The 15,601-nt window shown below is 63.8% G+C and carries 16 protein-coding genes and 1 pseudogene; 11 read left to right on the top strand and 6 right to left on the bottom strand.

The genetic code is table 11. The annotated features are described in order from the left end of the window. Window positions 1-33: 33 nt before the first annotated feature. On the top strand, window positions 34-468 hold the full coding sequence (locus tag CHB96_RS27620; protein WP_089252399.1) for a type II toxin-antitoxin system Rv0910 family toxin: 435 nt from the start codon (window positions 34-36) through the stop codon (window positions 466-468). A gap of 32 nt (window positions 469-500) precedes the next feature. Here the strand turns inward: CHB96_RS27620 and CHB96_RS27615 are convergent, their stop codons facing one another. After that, the gene (locus tag CHB96_RS27615) at window positions 501-914 is read right to left on the bottom strand and encodes a hypothetical protein (protein ID WP_089252397.1); all 414 of its coding nucleotides are present in this window, start codon (window positions 912-914) and stop codon (window positions 501-503) included. Then, window positions 907-1,287, bottom strand: coding sequence for a hypothetical protein (locus CHB96_RS27610; RefSeq protein WP_089252395.1), 381 nt, complete (start codon window positions 1,285-1,287; stop codon window positions 907-909). The genes CHB96_RS27615 and CHB96_RS27610 overlap by 8 nt, the downstream gene beginning before the upstream one ends. Before the next feature lie 237 nt (window positions 1,288-1,524). On the opposite strand from CHB96_RS27610, the gene CHB96_RS27605 reads away from it, so the two are divergent. Genes CHB96_RS27605 through CHB96_RS27570 form a run of 8 tightly spaced genes read left to right on the top strand, consistent with a single transcriptional unit; the run spans window position 1,525 to window position 8,831 of the window. Continuing rightward, on the top strand, window positions 1,525-2,049 hold the full coding sequence (locus tag CHB96_RS27605; RefSeq protein ID WP_089252393.1) for an MSMEG_0572/Sll0783 family nitrogen starvation response protein: 525 nt from the start codon (window positions 1,525-1,527) through the stop codon (window positions 2,047-2,049). Window positions 2,050-2,058: 9 nt separating this feature from the next. Continuing rightward, window positions 2,059-3,114 (top strand): MSMEG_0568 family radical SAM protein, encoded by a 1,056-nt coding sequence (locus CHB96_RS27600; protein ID WP_089252391.1) that lies wholly within the window; start codon window positions 2,059-2,061, stop codon window positions 3,112-3,114. Continuing rightward, window positions 3,115-4,506, top strand: a complete 1,392-nt coding sequence (locus tag CHB96_RS27595; protein ID WP_089252389.1) for an MSMEG_0567/sll0787 family protein — start codon at window positions 3,115-3,117, stop codon at window positions 4,504-4,506. Further along, window positions 4,503-5,384 carry a carbon-nitrogen hydrolase family protein gene (locus tag CHB96_RS27590; RefSeq protein WP_089252387.1) on the top strand — a complete coding sequence of 294 codons (882 nt, stop codon included), beginning with the start codon at window positions 4,503-4,505 and terminating at the stop codon, window positions 5,382-5,384. Before CHB96_RS27595 ends, CHB96_RS27590 begins: the two co-directional genes overlap by 4 nt. Further along, window positions 5,377-5,667, top strand: coding sequence for an MSMEG_0570 family nitrogen starvation response protein (locus CHB96_RS27585; RefSeq protein WP_089252385.1), 291 nt, complete (start codon window positions 5,377-5,379; stop codon window positions 5,665-5,667). The genes CHB96_RS27590 and CHB96_RS27585 overlap by 8 nt, the downstream gene beginning before the upstream one ends. Beyond that, entirely contained in the window at window positions 5,664-6,920 is a 1,257-nt protein-coding gene (locus CHB96_RS27580; protein ID WP_089252383.1) for an MSMEG_0569 family flavin-dependent oxidoreductase, read from the top strand. The genes CHB96_RS27585 and CHB96_RS27580 overlap by 4 nt, the downstream gene beginning before the upstream one ends. 4 nt (window positions 6,921-6,924) lie before the next feature. Continuing rightward, the gene (locus CHB96_RS27575; RefSeq protein ID WP_089252381.1) at window positions 6,925-7,761 is read left to right on the top strand and encodes a carbon-nitrogen hydrolase family protein; all 837 of its coding nucleotides are present in this window, start codon (window positions 6,925-6,927) and stop codon (window positions 7,759-7,761) included. Continuing rightward, window positions 7,758-8,831 (top strand): MSMEG_0565 family glycosyltransferase, encoded by a 1,074-nt coding sequence (locus CHB96_RS27570; protein WP_089252379.1) that lies wholly within the window; start codon window positions 7,758-7,760, stop codon window positions 8,829-8,831. Before CHB96_RS27575 ends, CHB96_RS27570 begins: the two co-directional genes overlap by 4 nt. Here CHB96_RS27570 and CHB96_RS27565 read toward each other — a convergent pair. The 3 genes from CHB96_RS27565 to CHB96_RS27555 are packed head-to-tail and all read right to left on the bottom strand — an operon-like array spanning window position 8,801 to window position 13,549. Continuing rightward, on the bottom strand, window positions 8,801-9,802 hold the full coding sequence (locus tag CHB96_RS27565; protein ID WP_089252377.1) for an adenylate/guanylate cyclase domain-containing protein: 1,002 nt from the start codon (window positions 9,800-9,802) through the stop codon (window positions 8,801-8,803). The two genes, CHB96_RS27570 and CHB96_RS27565, sit on opposite strands and share 31 nt — an antisense overlap. Then, window positions 9,795-11,222, bottom strand: a complete 1,428-nt coding sequence (locus CHB96_RS27560; RefSeq protein ID WP_089252375.1) for an HAD-IB family hydrolase — start codon at window positions 11,220-11,222, stop codon at window positions 9,795-9,797. The genes CHB96_RS27565 and CHB96_RS27560 overlap by 8 nt, the downstream gene beginning before the upstream one ends. Beyond that, window positions 11,219-13,549, bottom strand: coding sequence for a glycerol-3-phosphate 1-O-acyltransferase (locus CHB96_RS27555; RefSeq protein WP_089252373.1), 2,331 nt, complete (start codon window positions 13,547-13,549; stop codon window positions 11,219-11,221). Before CHB96_RS27555 ends, CHB96_RS27560 begins: the two co-directional genes overlap by 4 nt. A 150-nt stretch (window positions 13,550-13,699) precedes the next feature. On the opposite strand from CHB96_RS27555, the gene CHB96_RS27550 reads away from it, so the two are divergent. Together CHB96_RS27550 and CHB96_RS27545 are read left to right on the top strand one after the other, a co-directional pair. Then, on the top strand, window positions 13,700-14,431 hold the full coding sequence (locus CHB96_RS27550) for a DUF6319 family protein (protein WP_089252371.1): 732 nt from the start codon (window positions 13,700-13,702) through the stop codon (window positions 14,429-14,431). Between the two features lie 141 nt (window positions 14,432-14,572). Further along, window positions 14,573-15,229 (top strand): chymotrypsin family serine protease, encoded by a 657-nt coding sequence (locus CHB96_RS27545; RefSeq protein ID WP_089252369.1) that lies wholly within the window; start codon window positions 14,573-14,575, stop codon window positions 15,227-15,229. A gap of 152 nt (window positions 15,230-15,381) precedes the next feature. Here the strand turns inward: CHB96_RS27545 and CHB96_RS27540 are convergent. After that, window positions 15,382-15,601, bottom strand: a pseudogene (locus CHB96_RS27540) (dihydroxy-acid dehydratase domain-containing protein); the annotation flags it as partial.

The following is a 15,601-nucleotide window of genomic DNA, read 5'->3' as shown; positions in this document are numbered from 1 at the left end:
TTCCCGCGCGGAACCTGTGCCAAGCTCGAAGGCATGGCAACGATCCGCGTGACCGTCAACATGCCCGAAGATCCCCAAGGCGCATGGGACAAGGCGTCGGCGCTGAACCGTTTCGACGAATGGATGACGATCCACGGCGGCTGGTGCAGTCCGCCGCCCGCGACCATCGAGAAGGGCACGGAAGTGCAGTCCCTCGTCAAGGTCAAAGGCTTCCGCAACACGATCGACTGGACGTTCACCGAGTACAAGGAACCCGAACTCATCGAGATGTCCGGCCGCGGCAAGGGCGGCATCAAGATCTCGATGACCATCCACGTCCGCGAAGCCCGCGGAGGCGGATCGGAACTGAGCCTCGACGCATCCTTCGGCGGCGGCGTCCTGTTCGGGCCCGTCGGGAAGGTCGTCGCCAGGGCCCTCGACACGGATGTCAAGCAGTCGGTGGCGAATCTCGCGGCACTCGCCTCGTGAGTGAAAATGTATAGCCCTCTATACATTTTCACTCACATGCGGCGGAGCCGCCTCAGCCACCAGATCCCCGCGATCGGCAGCACCACCGGGATGAAGACGTACCCCTGACCGAAGTGCGACCACACGGTCGCGTCGGGGAAATCCTGCGGCTGGATGTAGCTGAGCGCACCGATCGCCAGGACGCCGACGAGCTCGATGATGCACGAGATCATCACGACGCGACGCGACGCTTCGGTGGCGCGGGCAAGGCCGATCGTCGCGACGATGTAGACCACTGCCGCCAGCGCCGACAGGATGTACGCGAACGGGGCGACGTCGAAACGCGTCGTCAACTGCACGATCGAGCGCGACGTCGCTGCGACGGCGAACACCGCGTAGACGGCTATGAGGAATCGGCCGAACCCGGTACGGGTGGCTTCCTTCAACTTGTCGGAGTCGTCAGGCATATCCGGCCCATATCTGGCTGAGGCGCAGCACCATCGCTGCGAGAGTGGTGACGGCGACGAGCAGAACTGCAGTGCCACCTCGGGAACGATCGCCCAGAGACCACCACGTACCGAGCGGTAGGAGAAGCAGCAGCCCGATCAGGTACGCACCGAACGTCAGCCGATGAATCTCTCGGTCCGAGACGAACATCAGGACGAATCCGATGATCGCCTGCAGCAGCACGACGGCTTCGGTAGCGGAAATGGTCCAGAACAGCGCTCGGTCCGATGTGTTCTTCAACAACACCGGCCTGCCTGCCACCAGCTTCACGAGAACCCACAGACCGACCACCAGTGACATGACGTACAACAGGCCGGTGACGGCGCCGATCATCGATTCCTCTTACTGACCTCGAAAAATGGTGTGGACGCACCCAGGGTATCGGGACGAGCGAAGGCCAACACTGTGAGGCCTTCGAAACAGGGCGTTATTCCGGACGTGACCATTCGGACATCAACGAGGCCTGTACTTGTCTCATGGCCGACGAGCATCTCCGACGCCACCCGTAACTTCCGGTGGCCACCGACGCCCACCTTCTCGCAACAACTCACCGACGCAGGAGTGCCAGAAGTGTCAGACATCGACAACACCATCGCCGAGAACATTCAGAAGTCGCTCGGAGAGATCCCCCATCCCTCGTTGCCCAAGGGCAGCAACATCTACGGCTCGACCAAGATCTTCCCCGATTACAAGGCAGAGAACGGCGAGAGCTACTTCACGCTGGTGCACGGCATCGCGCACGAGTCGTCGGTCAGCTTCGTCGCGGTCCTGCAGGCGACCCGCGCTCTGCGCAAGGGCTTCGAGTCCGCGATGTACTTCTACGGACCCGGCGCGATCAATTGCCTTGCCACACGCGGATTCCCGACGACGGGCGACTCGGGCTTCCCGGGTGAGCAGAACATCAACGACTCGCTCGCGACGTTCATCGCCGAGGGCGGCACGGTGTTCTGCTGCCGCTTCGGTCTCGCTCTGCACGGTGGCCGCGAAGAGGACCTCATCGAGGGCGTCATCCCTGCCCACCCCCTCGACGTCCAGGACGCGTTGATCCACTACGCACGCAAGGGCGCCATCATCAACTCGACGTACATGGTCTAGGAGACTGTCATGTCCGTATCGACGCGAGTAGATCTGGCGCTCCTGGGAATTCGAGGAACGCCACCGGTCAACAGAACGGCCGGCGCCGGGCCCAGCGACGACGGGCATGTTCGGATCGATGGTCTCGGCGCGGCCATCCCCCGAAATCCGTTGAGCCCGTTTGTTCTCGAGGACGGACGAATTCTGTTCGACGGCAACGACATCGGGTTCGACATCGAGGCCGTGGCACGACCGAGGTTCTACGATCTCGCCACTGCCGACGGAATCTCCTACGAGAAGATCGCAAAACTGCACGGCTCCAGCGTCCTCGCCACGACGGTCATGCAGACGTGTATCCGTTACACGCCGGATCAGCGATGCCGCTTCTGTTCCATCGAGGCATCGTTGGATGCAGGCGACACCATTGCAGTCAAGACTCCCGCGCAGTTGGCGGAGGTCGCCGAAGCTGCGGTACGGCTCGACGGTGTCACGCAGATGGTCATCACGACCGGCACCTCCGCAGCCAAGGACCGCGGTGCCCGACATATCGCACGATGTGTCGCCGCGATCAAAGCCGTTGTGCCACAGCTGCCGATTCAGGTGCAGTGCGAACCGCCGGGAGATCTACAGACCATCACGGATCTGCACGACGCAGGAGCCGAGTCCATCGGCATCCACGTCGAATCTCTCGACGACGACGTGCGCAGGAATTGGATGCCGGGCAAGGCGACGGTCTCGATGGACGAGTACCGCGCGGCTTGGGCCGAAGCAGTTCGAGTGTTCGGGCGCAATCAGGTGTCGACGTACATCCTGGTCGGTCTCGGCGAAGATCCCGACGAATTGGTTTCGGGTGCAGCGGAACTCATCGAGATGGGCGTCTATCCCTTTGTGGTTCCGTTCCGGCCGCTCGCGGGAACGTTGGCCGTCGACGTCGATAAAGCCGTCGCACCGAACCGCGACGTCCTCGAGAATGTCACTCGGCGGGTCGCGAAGGAATTGCAGGCCGCGTCGATGCTCGGGTCGGATCAGAAGGCCGGGTGCGCCGCGTGCGGTGCGTGCAGTGTCCTCCAGAACGCGGGAGGGTAGATGTACACCGACTTGGCCGGGACTGCGGTAGCTACGTCTCAGGCACCGTTTCTGATCCAACCGTGCAGCAGTGCAGTGGAACTCGACGAATACCGACGTCTGCGACGAGATGTCTTCGTCACCGAGCAGGGGCTGTTCGCCGGCACCGATCAGGACGACGTCGACGACGACCCACGCACAGTCGTGTTGGTCGCTCGTGATGCTGACGGGACGGTACTGGGCGGCGTACGCCTGTCACCCTGCACCGCACCGGATCTGGGGTGGTGGGCAGGAGGACGGCTCGTCGCCTCGACCGACGCCCGCACGTCGGGTGTGGGTCCTGCTCTGGTTCGAGCGGCTTGTGCCTACGCCGAGAACCAGGGTGTATTGCGCTTCGACGCGACCGTGCAGATACAGAACGAGGCACTCTTCACTCGATTGGGATGGATCCGGCGCTTCGACGTCGATGTTCACGGCTCCCCGCATGTCGCCATGCACTGGCCGATCGACCGGATCGAGCGGCTGGTGTCGTCGACCAAGGCGATGCTGGCAGGTGTTCTCGCGCCGTTGAAAGCGCAGCCACTCGGACTCGGAGCCAAAGGATTTCGGGGCGACGACGGTGTTCCGGTCCCCGGCAGCGACGTCATCGCGGCCTGCGATGCGATCATCCCGTCGATGGTCGATCGTGACCCCGAATGGGCGGGTTGGTGCGCCGCGCTGGTCAACCTCAACGACCTGTCAGCGATGGGGGCCGGAGCCGTCGGGATGCTGGATTCGGTCGGCGCGCCGACACAGTCGCGTCTGACCCGCATCATCAGAGGGCTGGCCAACGCGTCGCAGGCGTGGCAGGTGCCTGTCCTCGGGGGTCATACTCAGGTCGGAGTCCCGTCGTCGCTGTCCGTCACGGCGTTGGGGCGGGCAACGAATCCTATCCGCGCAGGCGGCGCCTCCGTCGGCGACGTTCTCACTCTCACCGCCGACGTCGAAGGTCAGTGGCGTCGCGGATATCAAGGACAGCAATGGGATTCGTCGTCGAGGCGTAACTCGTCGGAGTTGAGTGCGATGGCATCGTTCGTCGCCCGAACCGCTCCGAAAGCCGCCAAGGACGTGTCGATGGCGGGCCTTGCAGGTACGACGGGCATGCTCGCCGAGGCGTGCGGCACAGGAGCTGTTCTCGACGTTGCCACCGTTCCCAAGCCGGAGGCAGCATCCATGGGTGAATGGATCACGTGTTTTCCAGGGTTCGCGATGATCACCGCGGACCGTCCCGGCGCGCAACTCGCGCCGTCGGGACCTGCAGTCTCCGCACGATGCGGAGAACTCACCGACATTCCGGGCGTCGCACTGCGGTGGCCCGACGGAATCATCACGCGCGCAGTCACGTCCACCGTGACTGGATTGGGAGAAGCATGAACGACATCACGATTTCCGTGGCCGCAGCCGAATTCGGTCGCGACATGGAACAGGGATACAGCACGATCGCCGCATTGCTCGAGGAAGCCCGCCACCGCGGAAGCCAACTGCTCGTCCTACCCGAGGCGTGCCTCGGCGGGTACCTGCCCAGCCTCGGCGGCGGTGACGAATCGGACGAGGCACGTCAGCGTCGGCTCGAAAGCTTGCCACCTGCACTCGAACTCGGCGGGCCCGAGTTGAAGCGTGTGATCGACATGGCAGGTGACATGGTGATCACACTCGGGTTCTGCGAGAAGGACGGCGACACACGCTACAACGCAGCAGTGACCCTGAACGGCGACGGCATCCTCGGGTCGTACCGCAAGGTGCATCAGCCACTCGGTGAAAACCTCTGCTACGACGCAGGAGACAGCTACGCCGCGTTCGACACTCCCGTCGGTCGCATGGGAATGCAGATCTGCTACGACAAGGGATTCCCCGAGGCCGCACGGGAACTCGCGCTCGACGGCGCCGAGATCATTACTTCGATCTCGGCCTGGCCGACGGCTCGCACCGCGACCACGTCGAACATGGAAGACGACCGCTGGAAGCAGCGATTCGACATCTACGATCGCGCACGGGCGCTGGAGAATCAGGTCGTCTGGGTCGCTGCGAATCAGGCGGGCACCTTCGGCTCGCTCCGATTCGTCTGCAGCGCCAAGATCGTCGGACCGGGTGGCGAAATCCTCGCGGGCACAGGCGTCGAACCCGGGTTGGCGACAGCGACCGTCGATGTCGACAGCCTCATCGGAGCGGCACGTGGTGGCGGAATGTACAACCTGCGTGACCGTCGGCCCTCGGTCTACAAGACCATCACGAAAGAGCCGGTCCATGCCTGAGATGCGATTTCTCGTGCGATGGCCCGATGGACGCGAACAGTCCTGCTATTCACCGTCGTTGGTGATGCACGACTACCTCGAACCAGGCGCCGAGTACTCGGTGGACGAGTTCGTGAAGCGAACATCGGAAGCACTCACAGTGGCCAGCGATCGAGTGCTGGCGAAATTCGGAATGCGGTGCACCTCTGCCGCACAGCAGATGGACGAGATTCACGACGTCAGCGTGTCCTATCCGGAGGGCGCTGTGCGCGTGTTGAGTATGTCGGGAGCTGAACTGTTGTGACGGAGACACATGAAGTAGTCGTCGTCGGTGGTGGTCAAGCAGGACTGTCCATCAGCTGGCACTTGACACAGCGAGGCATCGAACACGTTGTGTTGGAGTCGGATACGATCGCGCATGAATGGAAGGACTCCCGCTGGGACAACTTCACGCTCGTGACGCCGAACTGGCAGTGTGCATTACCCGGATTCGCCTACGACGGGGACGATCCGGACGGGTTCATGAAGCGCGACGAGGTATACGACTTCGTGCGCCGATACGCGACAAGTTTCGACGCCCCGGTTCGCGAGAACGTGTCCGTCACCCTCGTCCGGCAGGCACAGGGCGGCGGTTTCGACGTCGACACCACTGCGGGGCCGTTGCACGCCGACCAGATAGTCGTTGCGGTCGGCGGCTATCACGTCCCGACGATCCCTCGGTTCGCCGAGAAGCTGCCGAAAGACGTACTGCAGATCCACTCGTCGCAGTACCGGGGCGCGCATCAATTCCCCGAGGGCGACGTACTCGTCGTCGGTACCGGCCAGTCCGGCGCACAGATCGCCGAGGACTTGCATCTCGACGGCAGGCGGGTGCACCTGGTCGCGGGAACGGCGCCCCGCGTCGCACGCTTCTATCGCGGCCGTGACTGTGTCGCCTGGCTGCACGACATGGGTGTTTATGATGTCTCCATCGAAGATCAGCCCGGAGGCGTCGGCAAACGCGAGAACACCAACCACTACGTGACGGGTCGCGACGGTGGTCGTGACATCGATCTGCGTGCGTTCGCGACCGAGGGCATGCAGCTCTACGGCAGGCTCCTCGGCGTCGACGACGGGGTTCTGCAGTTCGCACCCACGCTCGAGGCGTCCCTCGACGCCGCGGATGCCGTGGCCGAGAGCATCAAGGACAACATCGACGCGTACATCCAGCGCGAGGGAATTTCTGCTCCTACCGAGGAACGGTACGTACCGGTCTGGAAACCCGAGACCGAAACCACCGAACTCGATCTCGCCGACGCCGGTATCAAGGCCGTCGTCTGGTCCGTCGGCTTCCGCACGGACTATCGCTGGCTCGAAGTCGGTGCCTTCGACGGGAAGGGGCATCCGACGCACAACCGCGGCGTCAGCGCCGTCGGTGGGCTCTACTTCCTCGGGCTGCCGTGGCAGCACACGTGGGGTTCGGGACGGTTTGCCGCGGTTGCGCGAGATGCAGAATTCCTCGCCGAGCAGATCGGGCTGGAGATCAGCGCTGCGCAACCGGAGAAGGTGCGGGTGTAACTCGGTGGGATCCATCAAGATCGGCGCTCTGGCAGCGCATTTCGGTCGTGACGTCGATCGCGCGGTATCGAAGATCGAGACGATCATCGACAGCGCCAAACGCGACGAGATCGACCTTCTCGTGCTGCCCGACGCCTCTCTCGGTGGATACATCGACAGTCTGCGCAACCCGGACGTGTCGGAACTCCCGCCCACTCTGGACATCGACGGCCCCGAGATCTCCGCGATCATGGCCGCCGCCGGTGATCTGACGGTGTGCATCGGGTACACCGAGCTGTCGAACGGACTGCGCTACAACGCCGCTGCGTGCGTCAGCGGTGACGGTGTGCTCGGCAGTCATCGCAAAGTGCACCAACCTCTGGGCGAGTCGTTGGCTTACGCGGCGGGTGACCGCTTCGAGGCCTTCGACACCCCGGTCGGGCGCATGGGAATGCTCATCGACTACGACAAGACGTTCCCCGAATCCGCTCGGGCACTTGCCCTCGACGGCGCACGCATCATCGCCGCATTGTCGGCGTGGCCAGCAAGCGTCACCGATCGGGCGTCGTCGCTGCCGAACGACCGTCAGTCCCGCCTCTTCGACCTGTACGACGCGGCCCGCGCGGCCGAGAATCAAGTTGTCCTGGTGTCCTCCAACCAAACCGGAGTCATGGGATCGTTGCGGTTCCTCGGGCAGGCGAAGATCGTCGGGCCGGGCGGCGACGTACTTGCGAAGACATGGTCCAAGGGCGGACTTGCCGTGTGCGACATCGACGTCGACGCCGAAGTGGACCGCGCACGACGGGTCCTGCATCACCTCGACGAGCGCCGGGTGGATGCGTACCGTCAGGAGAAGTCGTGAAGATCAGTCTGTTGACGTATTCGTCGAAACCTCGTGGTGGGGTGGTGCACACGCTGCATCTGGCGGAGGCGCTGGCCCGAGCAGGCGAGGACGTGACGGTCTGGTCGCTGGGCCGCGGCGGTGACAGCGCGTTCTTCCGTCGAGTCGACCCGTCGGTCACGGTTCGGATGGTCCCGTTTCAGGCGCGCGACGACGAGTCCGTCGGCGATCGGATACTTCGATCCATCGATGTTCTGGGACAGGCATTTTCGGGCGCCGACTACGACATCGTGCATGCCCAGGACTGCATCTCGGCCAACGCGGTCGGGCCGTGCATCAGGACCATCCATCATCTCGACCAGTTCACCACCCCTGCGCTCGCAGCCTGTCACGAACGCGCGGTCACCGAACCGTATGCACGCATCTGTGTGTCGGCTGCGGTAGCCGAGGAGGTCCGTCAGGGTTGGGGATTGGAGCCGACGGTCATCCCGAACGGCGTCGACGCGCAGCGCTTCGAGGCGGCCGCGGCGTCGGGCAGTACCGCCTGGCGGCAGAAGCTCGGTCGGTACGTGCTCGCGGTCGGCGGCATCGAACCACGCAAGGGATCGATCGATCTGCTCGACGCGTTCGCACAACTGGACCGCCCGGACCTGTCCCTCGTGTTCGCAGGTGGAGAAACACTGTTCGACTACCGAGACTATCGATGCGAATTCGAGTCTCGAGCACAGCACTTGGGCGTCGAACCCATCGTGCTCGGTACCGTCGACGACGACGAGTTACCTCATCTCGTCGCGCAGGCAGCGGTGCTACCGTTCTTCTCCACCAAGGAGGGCTTCGGACTTGCGGCGATGGAAGCACTCGCAGCCGGAATACCCGTCGTAGCACGGGATCTGCCGGTGCTACGGGAGGTGTTCGGCGACGCGGTGACGTATGCACACGACTCGGCCGAACTGGCGGCCGAACTCGCCGCCGCGATCGGCAGCGAACGAACTCAGGAGACCGGTCGCGCTCTGGCCCGCAGCCTCACGTGGGACGCTGCGGCACAGAGGCACCTCGACTTCTATCGGTCTTTGTTGCGCCGCAATGCATGAGGCTTGAGTCTGTGGAATCCGCGCACACGTAGCGACCTCAACGACTTGAGGTAGAACTCGGCGTCGTCCTGCAGCGCCTCGGCCATCGTGGTGTCCACCAGGATGGTGCCGGGATGGGCCGAACTGGTCAGACGCGCAGCGATGTTGACGGTGGAACCGTACAAGTCGCCGTACCGAGCGAGCACCGGCCCCCATGCCAATCCGACGCGGAGTTCCGGCATGTCCTCCTGCGCTTCGTATGCGTCCTGCAGATCGAGCGCGATGTGCGCGGCGTCCTCTGCCGTCTGTGCACTGAACATCACCTCGTCGCCGACGTTCTTGATGACCGAGCCACGTCCGCGCGCGATGATGTTGCTGGCGATCGATTCGAATTCCTCGAGAAGCTGGGTGAGCTCGTCGACGCCGAGCCGACGCGTCAGGCTGGTGTAACCGACCATGTCCGCGAACCCGACGGCGACCGTGCGATCGGTGGTCTCCTCGCCGGGGTCTGCGATGGACCTGCCTGCGGTGGCCGCGAGATGCCTGCGCCACGTGTACGATTGCAATGCCTCCAACGTCGGAACCGTCTGTGCAGCAACCTCTCTGGCGTTCTTACGGATCGCATCGAGGTCGGCGCCCTCGGTCATGCGGTCGTGAATATGACTGTTGACGACTCCGACCTGCCACTCCGTCAGCCGCGACATGGCCTGCCCGAGTGTGCGTGCGATGGCGACTTCCATCTCGGGTTCGATGACGCTCTGCTCGGTCAGGCCGGTGAGCAGGCGTAGCGCGTCGAGGTCGGCGTCCGTGAAGACCACGGCATCGGGATCGGTGTGCACCGGAAAACCCATGGCAGTCCACAACTGTACGACGCGCTCGAGTGGGATGCCCGACTTCTCGACGATGTCCATGCGGGTGTACTTCGGTGTTCCCCCGAGGAGATTCTTCTCGATCTCCCGCTGTACCACCGAGTTGATGTCTTTCTCAGGCATATCCCAACGTTCTGTCGAAGAAGGAACGGACGTCGTCGATGTAGTTGTCGATCTTCTCGGGAACCCAGCCCTCGGTCGAGATGGGTTCTCCGACGGTGACCTTGACGGTACCCGAATGTGCCGTGAAGTCCTTCTTCCACATGACGTCGCCGGCGTTGTGGATCACGATGGGAACGATCGGAACCTGGGCTTGCATCGCCAGATGGAATCCGCCTTTCTTGAAACGCCCGAGCCGGGACGTCGGCATGCGGGTGCCCTCGGGAGCGATGGCGACCGAGACGCCCGAATGCAGCTTGTCGATCGCAGGCTTCATCGCTTCGCGGGCCTGCGCAGGGTCCCCTCGGTCGATGTAGGCAACGTCGAAGATCTTGCCCAACAGCGCGAATCGAGGGTCGCGTTCGAGTTCGCGCTTGGCGACAGCGGTGATGTCCTTGCGCAGAATCGACGTCACGATGACGGAGTCTGCGGTGCTCTGATGGTTGAACATGAAGACCGCTGGCCGCGCGGACCATGCATTCTCGGTGCCGGTGACGTCGAGCTTGATCCCTGCGAGAGCCAACGCGATGTCCGGGGCGACAGAGGAGGTGATGTTGGCACCTGTCCGCCTGCTGCGTGTCAGGAGTCCGAGGCCGAGGCCCACGCCTGCGCTCGCGAGCACCGACCCCAACGCCGCGGTGCTGCGTACGACCGACGTGAGGTCGATACCGCGCTTGGGATTCTCGAGTCGAAGCGCAGGCCATCCGACGCGCGCAGCGTGCCTCGTCAGCTCGTCGTCGGGGTTGAGCGCGACGGGGATGCCGACCTCTTCCAGGAGCGGAACATCTTCTCCGCCATTGGAATACCCGAAACACCCGGTCAGATCGAGGCCTTCCTGCTCGGCGTAGTCTGCGACCGCCTGTGCCTTGCGTGGACCCCACAGCGAACTGCCGACGAGCTCACCCGTCAGGACACCGTCGACGACGACCGGTGTGGTGCACAGTAACGCGTCGAACATGAGGTCTTCCTGTACAGGGATTGCTTGATACGGCGTCGCCGACGTCGCCATCACGAGCCGGTGTCCAGCATGCCGGTGAGCTTCCACCAGAATCCGTGCTTCGGGGTAGATCATCGGGGCGATCTCGTTGCGGAACAATGCATATGCCTGTTCCATCAGATCTTCTTCGCGCCGGCCTTCCAGCCCCTTGACCGCCTTGCCCATCAGGTTGTCGACGGGCGAGCTCTTCATGCGCATCTCGACGACGGCACTGGAGATCTCCCACAGCTCGTGAACGGTCACGTCGAGCGTCTTGAGGCGTTCGAGGAACACGGCTTTCGCGGAGAACCCGTTGATGAGGGTGCCGTCGAGGTCGAAGAATGCCGCGGTGTCCGGCCCGGCCGGCGCGTCGGCGATGGCGCGCAGCTGTGTCGACAGGTCGATCATCGGGCGTCGTCCTCCTTCTCGTCGGAATCTGTCGATGTCTCGGGGACTTCGAGCGGATCGACCTCGTCGAGCATTCGATGTGCCATGTCGCGAATCAAGCGTGCCTTGCGCGCCCACTCGTTGATCTCCTGCGCGAAGTCCCGCCGACGTTGCGCCAGGTTCTCGCTGCCGGGATCCACGAGCTTGCGGTTGTCGGCCAATTGTAGTGCCGTGTCGAACAATTCGCCCGAGATGGCTTCGCTGTGGTCGAGCTGCTGCCGCAGACGACGCGCCTGCGCCGCGCCGAGGCACTGGGCGATGAACGACGGCTTGTCCAGTTCGGCGTCGGCAGGCAGCAGCAACAACTGATCGGCGACGACTTGATAGGCCTCGAGGATCGGCTGCAACACACGATGCGCGAGGTGCAGATCCTGGCTTTCGAGTTGCCGCGCGGCATAACCGGGATCGTCGAGGTTGGCTCGCCAGTCCGGATCGATCAGGGCGACTTCCGCTTCGAGGCGTGTTCCGAAATCCTTCTTGTCACCGAAGAAGAACTCGAACTTCAGCAGATCCCGGAGTTCGAGGGCGGCCTTCCACATCGATTCCGGCGTCGACGCCTCGGTCTGGTCACGGTCGGGCAGTACGACGAGTTCGCCGATGGCGCGCATCACGAAATAGTGAATTGCGTTGTTGCGGAAGAACGCAGCCACCAGGTGCTTGTCCTGCGCCAGATAGAACACAGGCTCGGGTCCGTCGTCGAAACGTTTGACGACGCCCGCATTCACCTGCGCGACGACGGCATTGCGTACGACGTCGACCTCGCTGATGTCGATGCCCCCTGCCGTCGGGAGGCCGCGTCGTTTGATGTACCGAGCGAGAGGGGCGATGATCGCCCACATCTCGTGCACGTTGAGCGCGCGGTCTTCGATGCCCAACAACGCCATCGTGACCAGAGCGGCAGGCGTCACCGGCGTCGTGTCGTTGATCGCGTGGGCAACGGACAATGCGATCTTCTGGACCGCGATGCGCTTGTCCTCGTTCGCGTCGAGGATCGAACGTACCGAAATCGGTTCTCCGAACGTCAGATACACGTTGCCGCGAAGCTTTCCCTGAGCGCGGATGTAGCCGATCGCCATGCGAATGCCCTCGGCCTGCTTCTTCGCGCCGTGGGACTCGGCCGCCATCGCGCCGACCTCGTGCAGGCGGTCGTAGGTGATCGACGTCGGGACCAGATAGACGTCCTCGGCGTCGCTGCTCTCGAGCGCGTCGACCAGGTAGGTCAGTAGCCCGAACCGCGGTGGGCGCAGTTTGCCGGTACGGCTGCGGCCGCCCTCTATGTACCACTCGAGATTGAATCGCTTGCCGAGCAGAAAGCTCATGTATTGCCGCAGCGTCCACTTGTAGATCTCGTCGGAGAATTTGCGCTGAATCAGCACGACGCCACTGCGTTTCGCGATCGGCCCGAGCGGCCAGAACCCGACGTTGATTCCGCCCATCACATGGTTGAGCGGCAGACCCTCGGTCAGCAGCGCCGGACGCAACACCAGCGGATCGAGGTAGGACCGGTGGTTGGGCAGGAAGACGAGCGGATAGTTCTTGTTGAGCTCACGCACCTTCGTCAACTCGGTGCGATCGACGTCGACGCGATAGGCGCGGGAGAAGTACGCGCCGAGGGTTCCCCACATCTCCACTGCGCGACGGGTTTCCGTTGCCACCATCTCGTGCAGGATCTCGTGTACTCGACGGGTGACGTCGGTGACGCTGTCGCCGACCTCGGCCGCAAGTTCCGCGATGCCGTCGTGGAACTTCTTCTGTTCCGTCATGTCCTCGACGACGAAACGCGGCACCTTGTACTCGGATCCGATGACGTCTCGCTCGGCCTTGTCGAGCGCGAGGGTCGCCTGCCTGCAGATGAACGACGACAGCGACTTGCCGCCCGTCCGGTGGAACCGGGTCTCCAGTTCGGCGAGCGTCGCGGGAGCGCCGACGAGAATTTCGGAGTGATCGGGGTCGTCGCTCTGGACCCAGCGTTGCCATGCCCGCGTCGGCTTGGAATTGCCACGCGGCGCGACCATCCGACGCAGTACCCCGGATCGCTTCTTCTCCGACAACGTGACGCGCAGGGGCACGAGCAACGGGTCGTCGGCGACGGCGCGTACCGACTCGGCGATCTGGTGTGCGCTCTCGCCGAACAGAACGATCGACGGTGGACGCGTCTGCCCGTCCGGTGTGGCCCGGTCGATCCACTGGTTCAGAGCCTGAACTTCCAGCGTCGATGCCGCGTCGAGAAGATAGACCGGCTGGCCGTCGTACGTCGGTTTCTTCGCGCTGGCATCGACGGTGTACATCGACAATCCCTCCCGTTCCGCACCCCGTAAACAGGTACGCCGTCAGGTTACGCGTGACGCGTCCCACACGAAGGTGGTTCGTGCTCGATACCGATCGCGCACCGAGTGTGCGACAGTATTCGCAAACACTTTCGAGAGAGGTTCGCCCCGATGCCACCGCGTAGACGTTCTACCGCGAACGAGTCCCTCACGCCCGAGAACCTCGCGACGTTGGCCGACGCACTCGCCTCGGGCAAGCGCGCGACGGTGTATCTGATCGAGGCCACGCCGAGTCTCGGTCTGCCGGAGGGGACGTCGGCGCGGGTCGTCTCGATCGACGGAAGCACCGTCACGATCAGCCCCAAGGGAGTCAACGACGAGCTGCCGTTCGAGGCCGACGAACTCCGCATCACTCGCAACCCGCCGGGGGGAGCCGCGAAGCCGGCGCCCAAGCCTGTCGCGCCGAAGCCCGAGATCGCCGAGTGGACCGAGCCTGCGCCCAAGCCGAAGCCTGTCACCCCCAAGCCTGTCACGCCCAAGCCCGTCACTCCCAAGCCTGCGCCGGCTCCGAGTCCGGCGACCGTGTCGAAGCCCGCGGCCCCGGCGGCGCGGAAGGGAAAGAAGGGACCGGACAGCGTCAGCGTGACCATTCATGCGGGCGCCGACAACGACTGGTCCGTGACGGTCACCCACGGTGCGAGGCGACCGGGCAAGGCGCAGCCGGTGACTCCCGAGTCCGTCTCCCGAGCAGTCCGCGAGCTGGGCGACGATTCCGCTGTACAGGCCGTCGAGGCGGTCATCTCTCACGCCCGTGACGAAGCCGCCCAGCGGGTGGCCGAGCTGAGCCGGCAACTGGAGGAAGCGCAGTCGATGCTCGCGGCACTCGAAAGCGGCACACAGTAATAAAGGGACGAAACGACGACGGCCGCACGGTAACGAGATGGACACCGACGCGCGAGTCGTGACAAGAACGTTGACCAACACAGTCGTCTCGCGGTGGTAGTTGTTGCTAGGGTTCTGCGGACACCGCTGGAGAGGGAATACATGTTGAAGAAGTTCATGCTCGTCGTCGTGGCCGCCGCAGCTGTCGCGGCAAGCGTCGGCGTCGGAACTGCATCTGCTGCAGCTCCGGCGGTCCTCGGAGGTGGATCCGGGATCATCGTCGACAGCGCCGCGGAGTGCACGCTGACGACTATCGGTAACGACGGCGCAGGCCGTCTGGTCGGACTCACCGCAGGTCACTGCGGCAACGCCGGCGCAACCATCATTCCGGAGTACGACCCCGATGCAGGCGTCGTCGGCCGCATCGCGTTCTCCAATCCCGAATACGACTTCGCGGTCATCGAGTTCGACCGCGCCAAGGTCATCCCGGTCAACCATGTCGGCAACGTGACCATCACGCAGGTCGGCCCGCCCGCATTGTTCCCGAACATCGTGTGCAAGGAAGGGCGAACCACCGGCAACACGTGCGGCATCGCGTACGGCGACATCCTGCAGTCGCAGGAAACGTGGTCGCAGCTGTGCGTCGTCGAAGGTGACTCGGGCAGCCCGGTCGTCGTCGGCACCACGCTCGTCGGAATGGTCAACGCCTACCTCGGCGTCGCGTGCTTCGGCCCGCAGGTCGGTACCAACATCGACGCGATCCTGCGTCAGATCAACGCAGGAAACGCAGTGGGAGCCGGATTCACTCCGATCCCGTAGGACTTCTCACGACGAATGGGCCATCGCGCTGGGTTTCACAACACCGGCGCGGTGGCCCTTTCGTCGTTTTGCGTCGGGATTGCATGGCCCGCCTACCGCTTGAATGGTCCATTCATACGATCAGATAGCTTCGGGTCGCCATTCAAGCAGTGTCAAACCAGAACCGCACCGGTCGACGCCGATCCGACCAGCTTGGAATACTTCGCCAACACTCCGCGCGTGTAACGGGGAGGCAGCGGAGCCCACCCTTGCTTACGTGCTTCGAGTTCCGCGTCGCCGACGAGGACGTCGAGTGTCCCCTTTCCGACGTCGAGACGGATCTGATCACCGTCGCGCACGAAGGCGATAGGCCCGGCGTCGACGGCTTCCGGC

This window comes from Rhodococcoides kyotonense, from assembly GCF_900188125.1.
In the GTDB taxonomy this organism is placed as follows: domain Bacteria; phylum Actinomycetota; class Actinomycetes; order Mycobacteriales; family Mycobacteriaceae; genus Rhodococcoides; species Rhodococcoides kyotonense.
The sequence above is the reverse complement of the archived record's forward strand: the minus strand, read 5'-3'. Positions and strand labels throughout refer to the sequence as shown.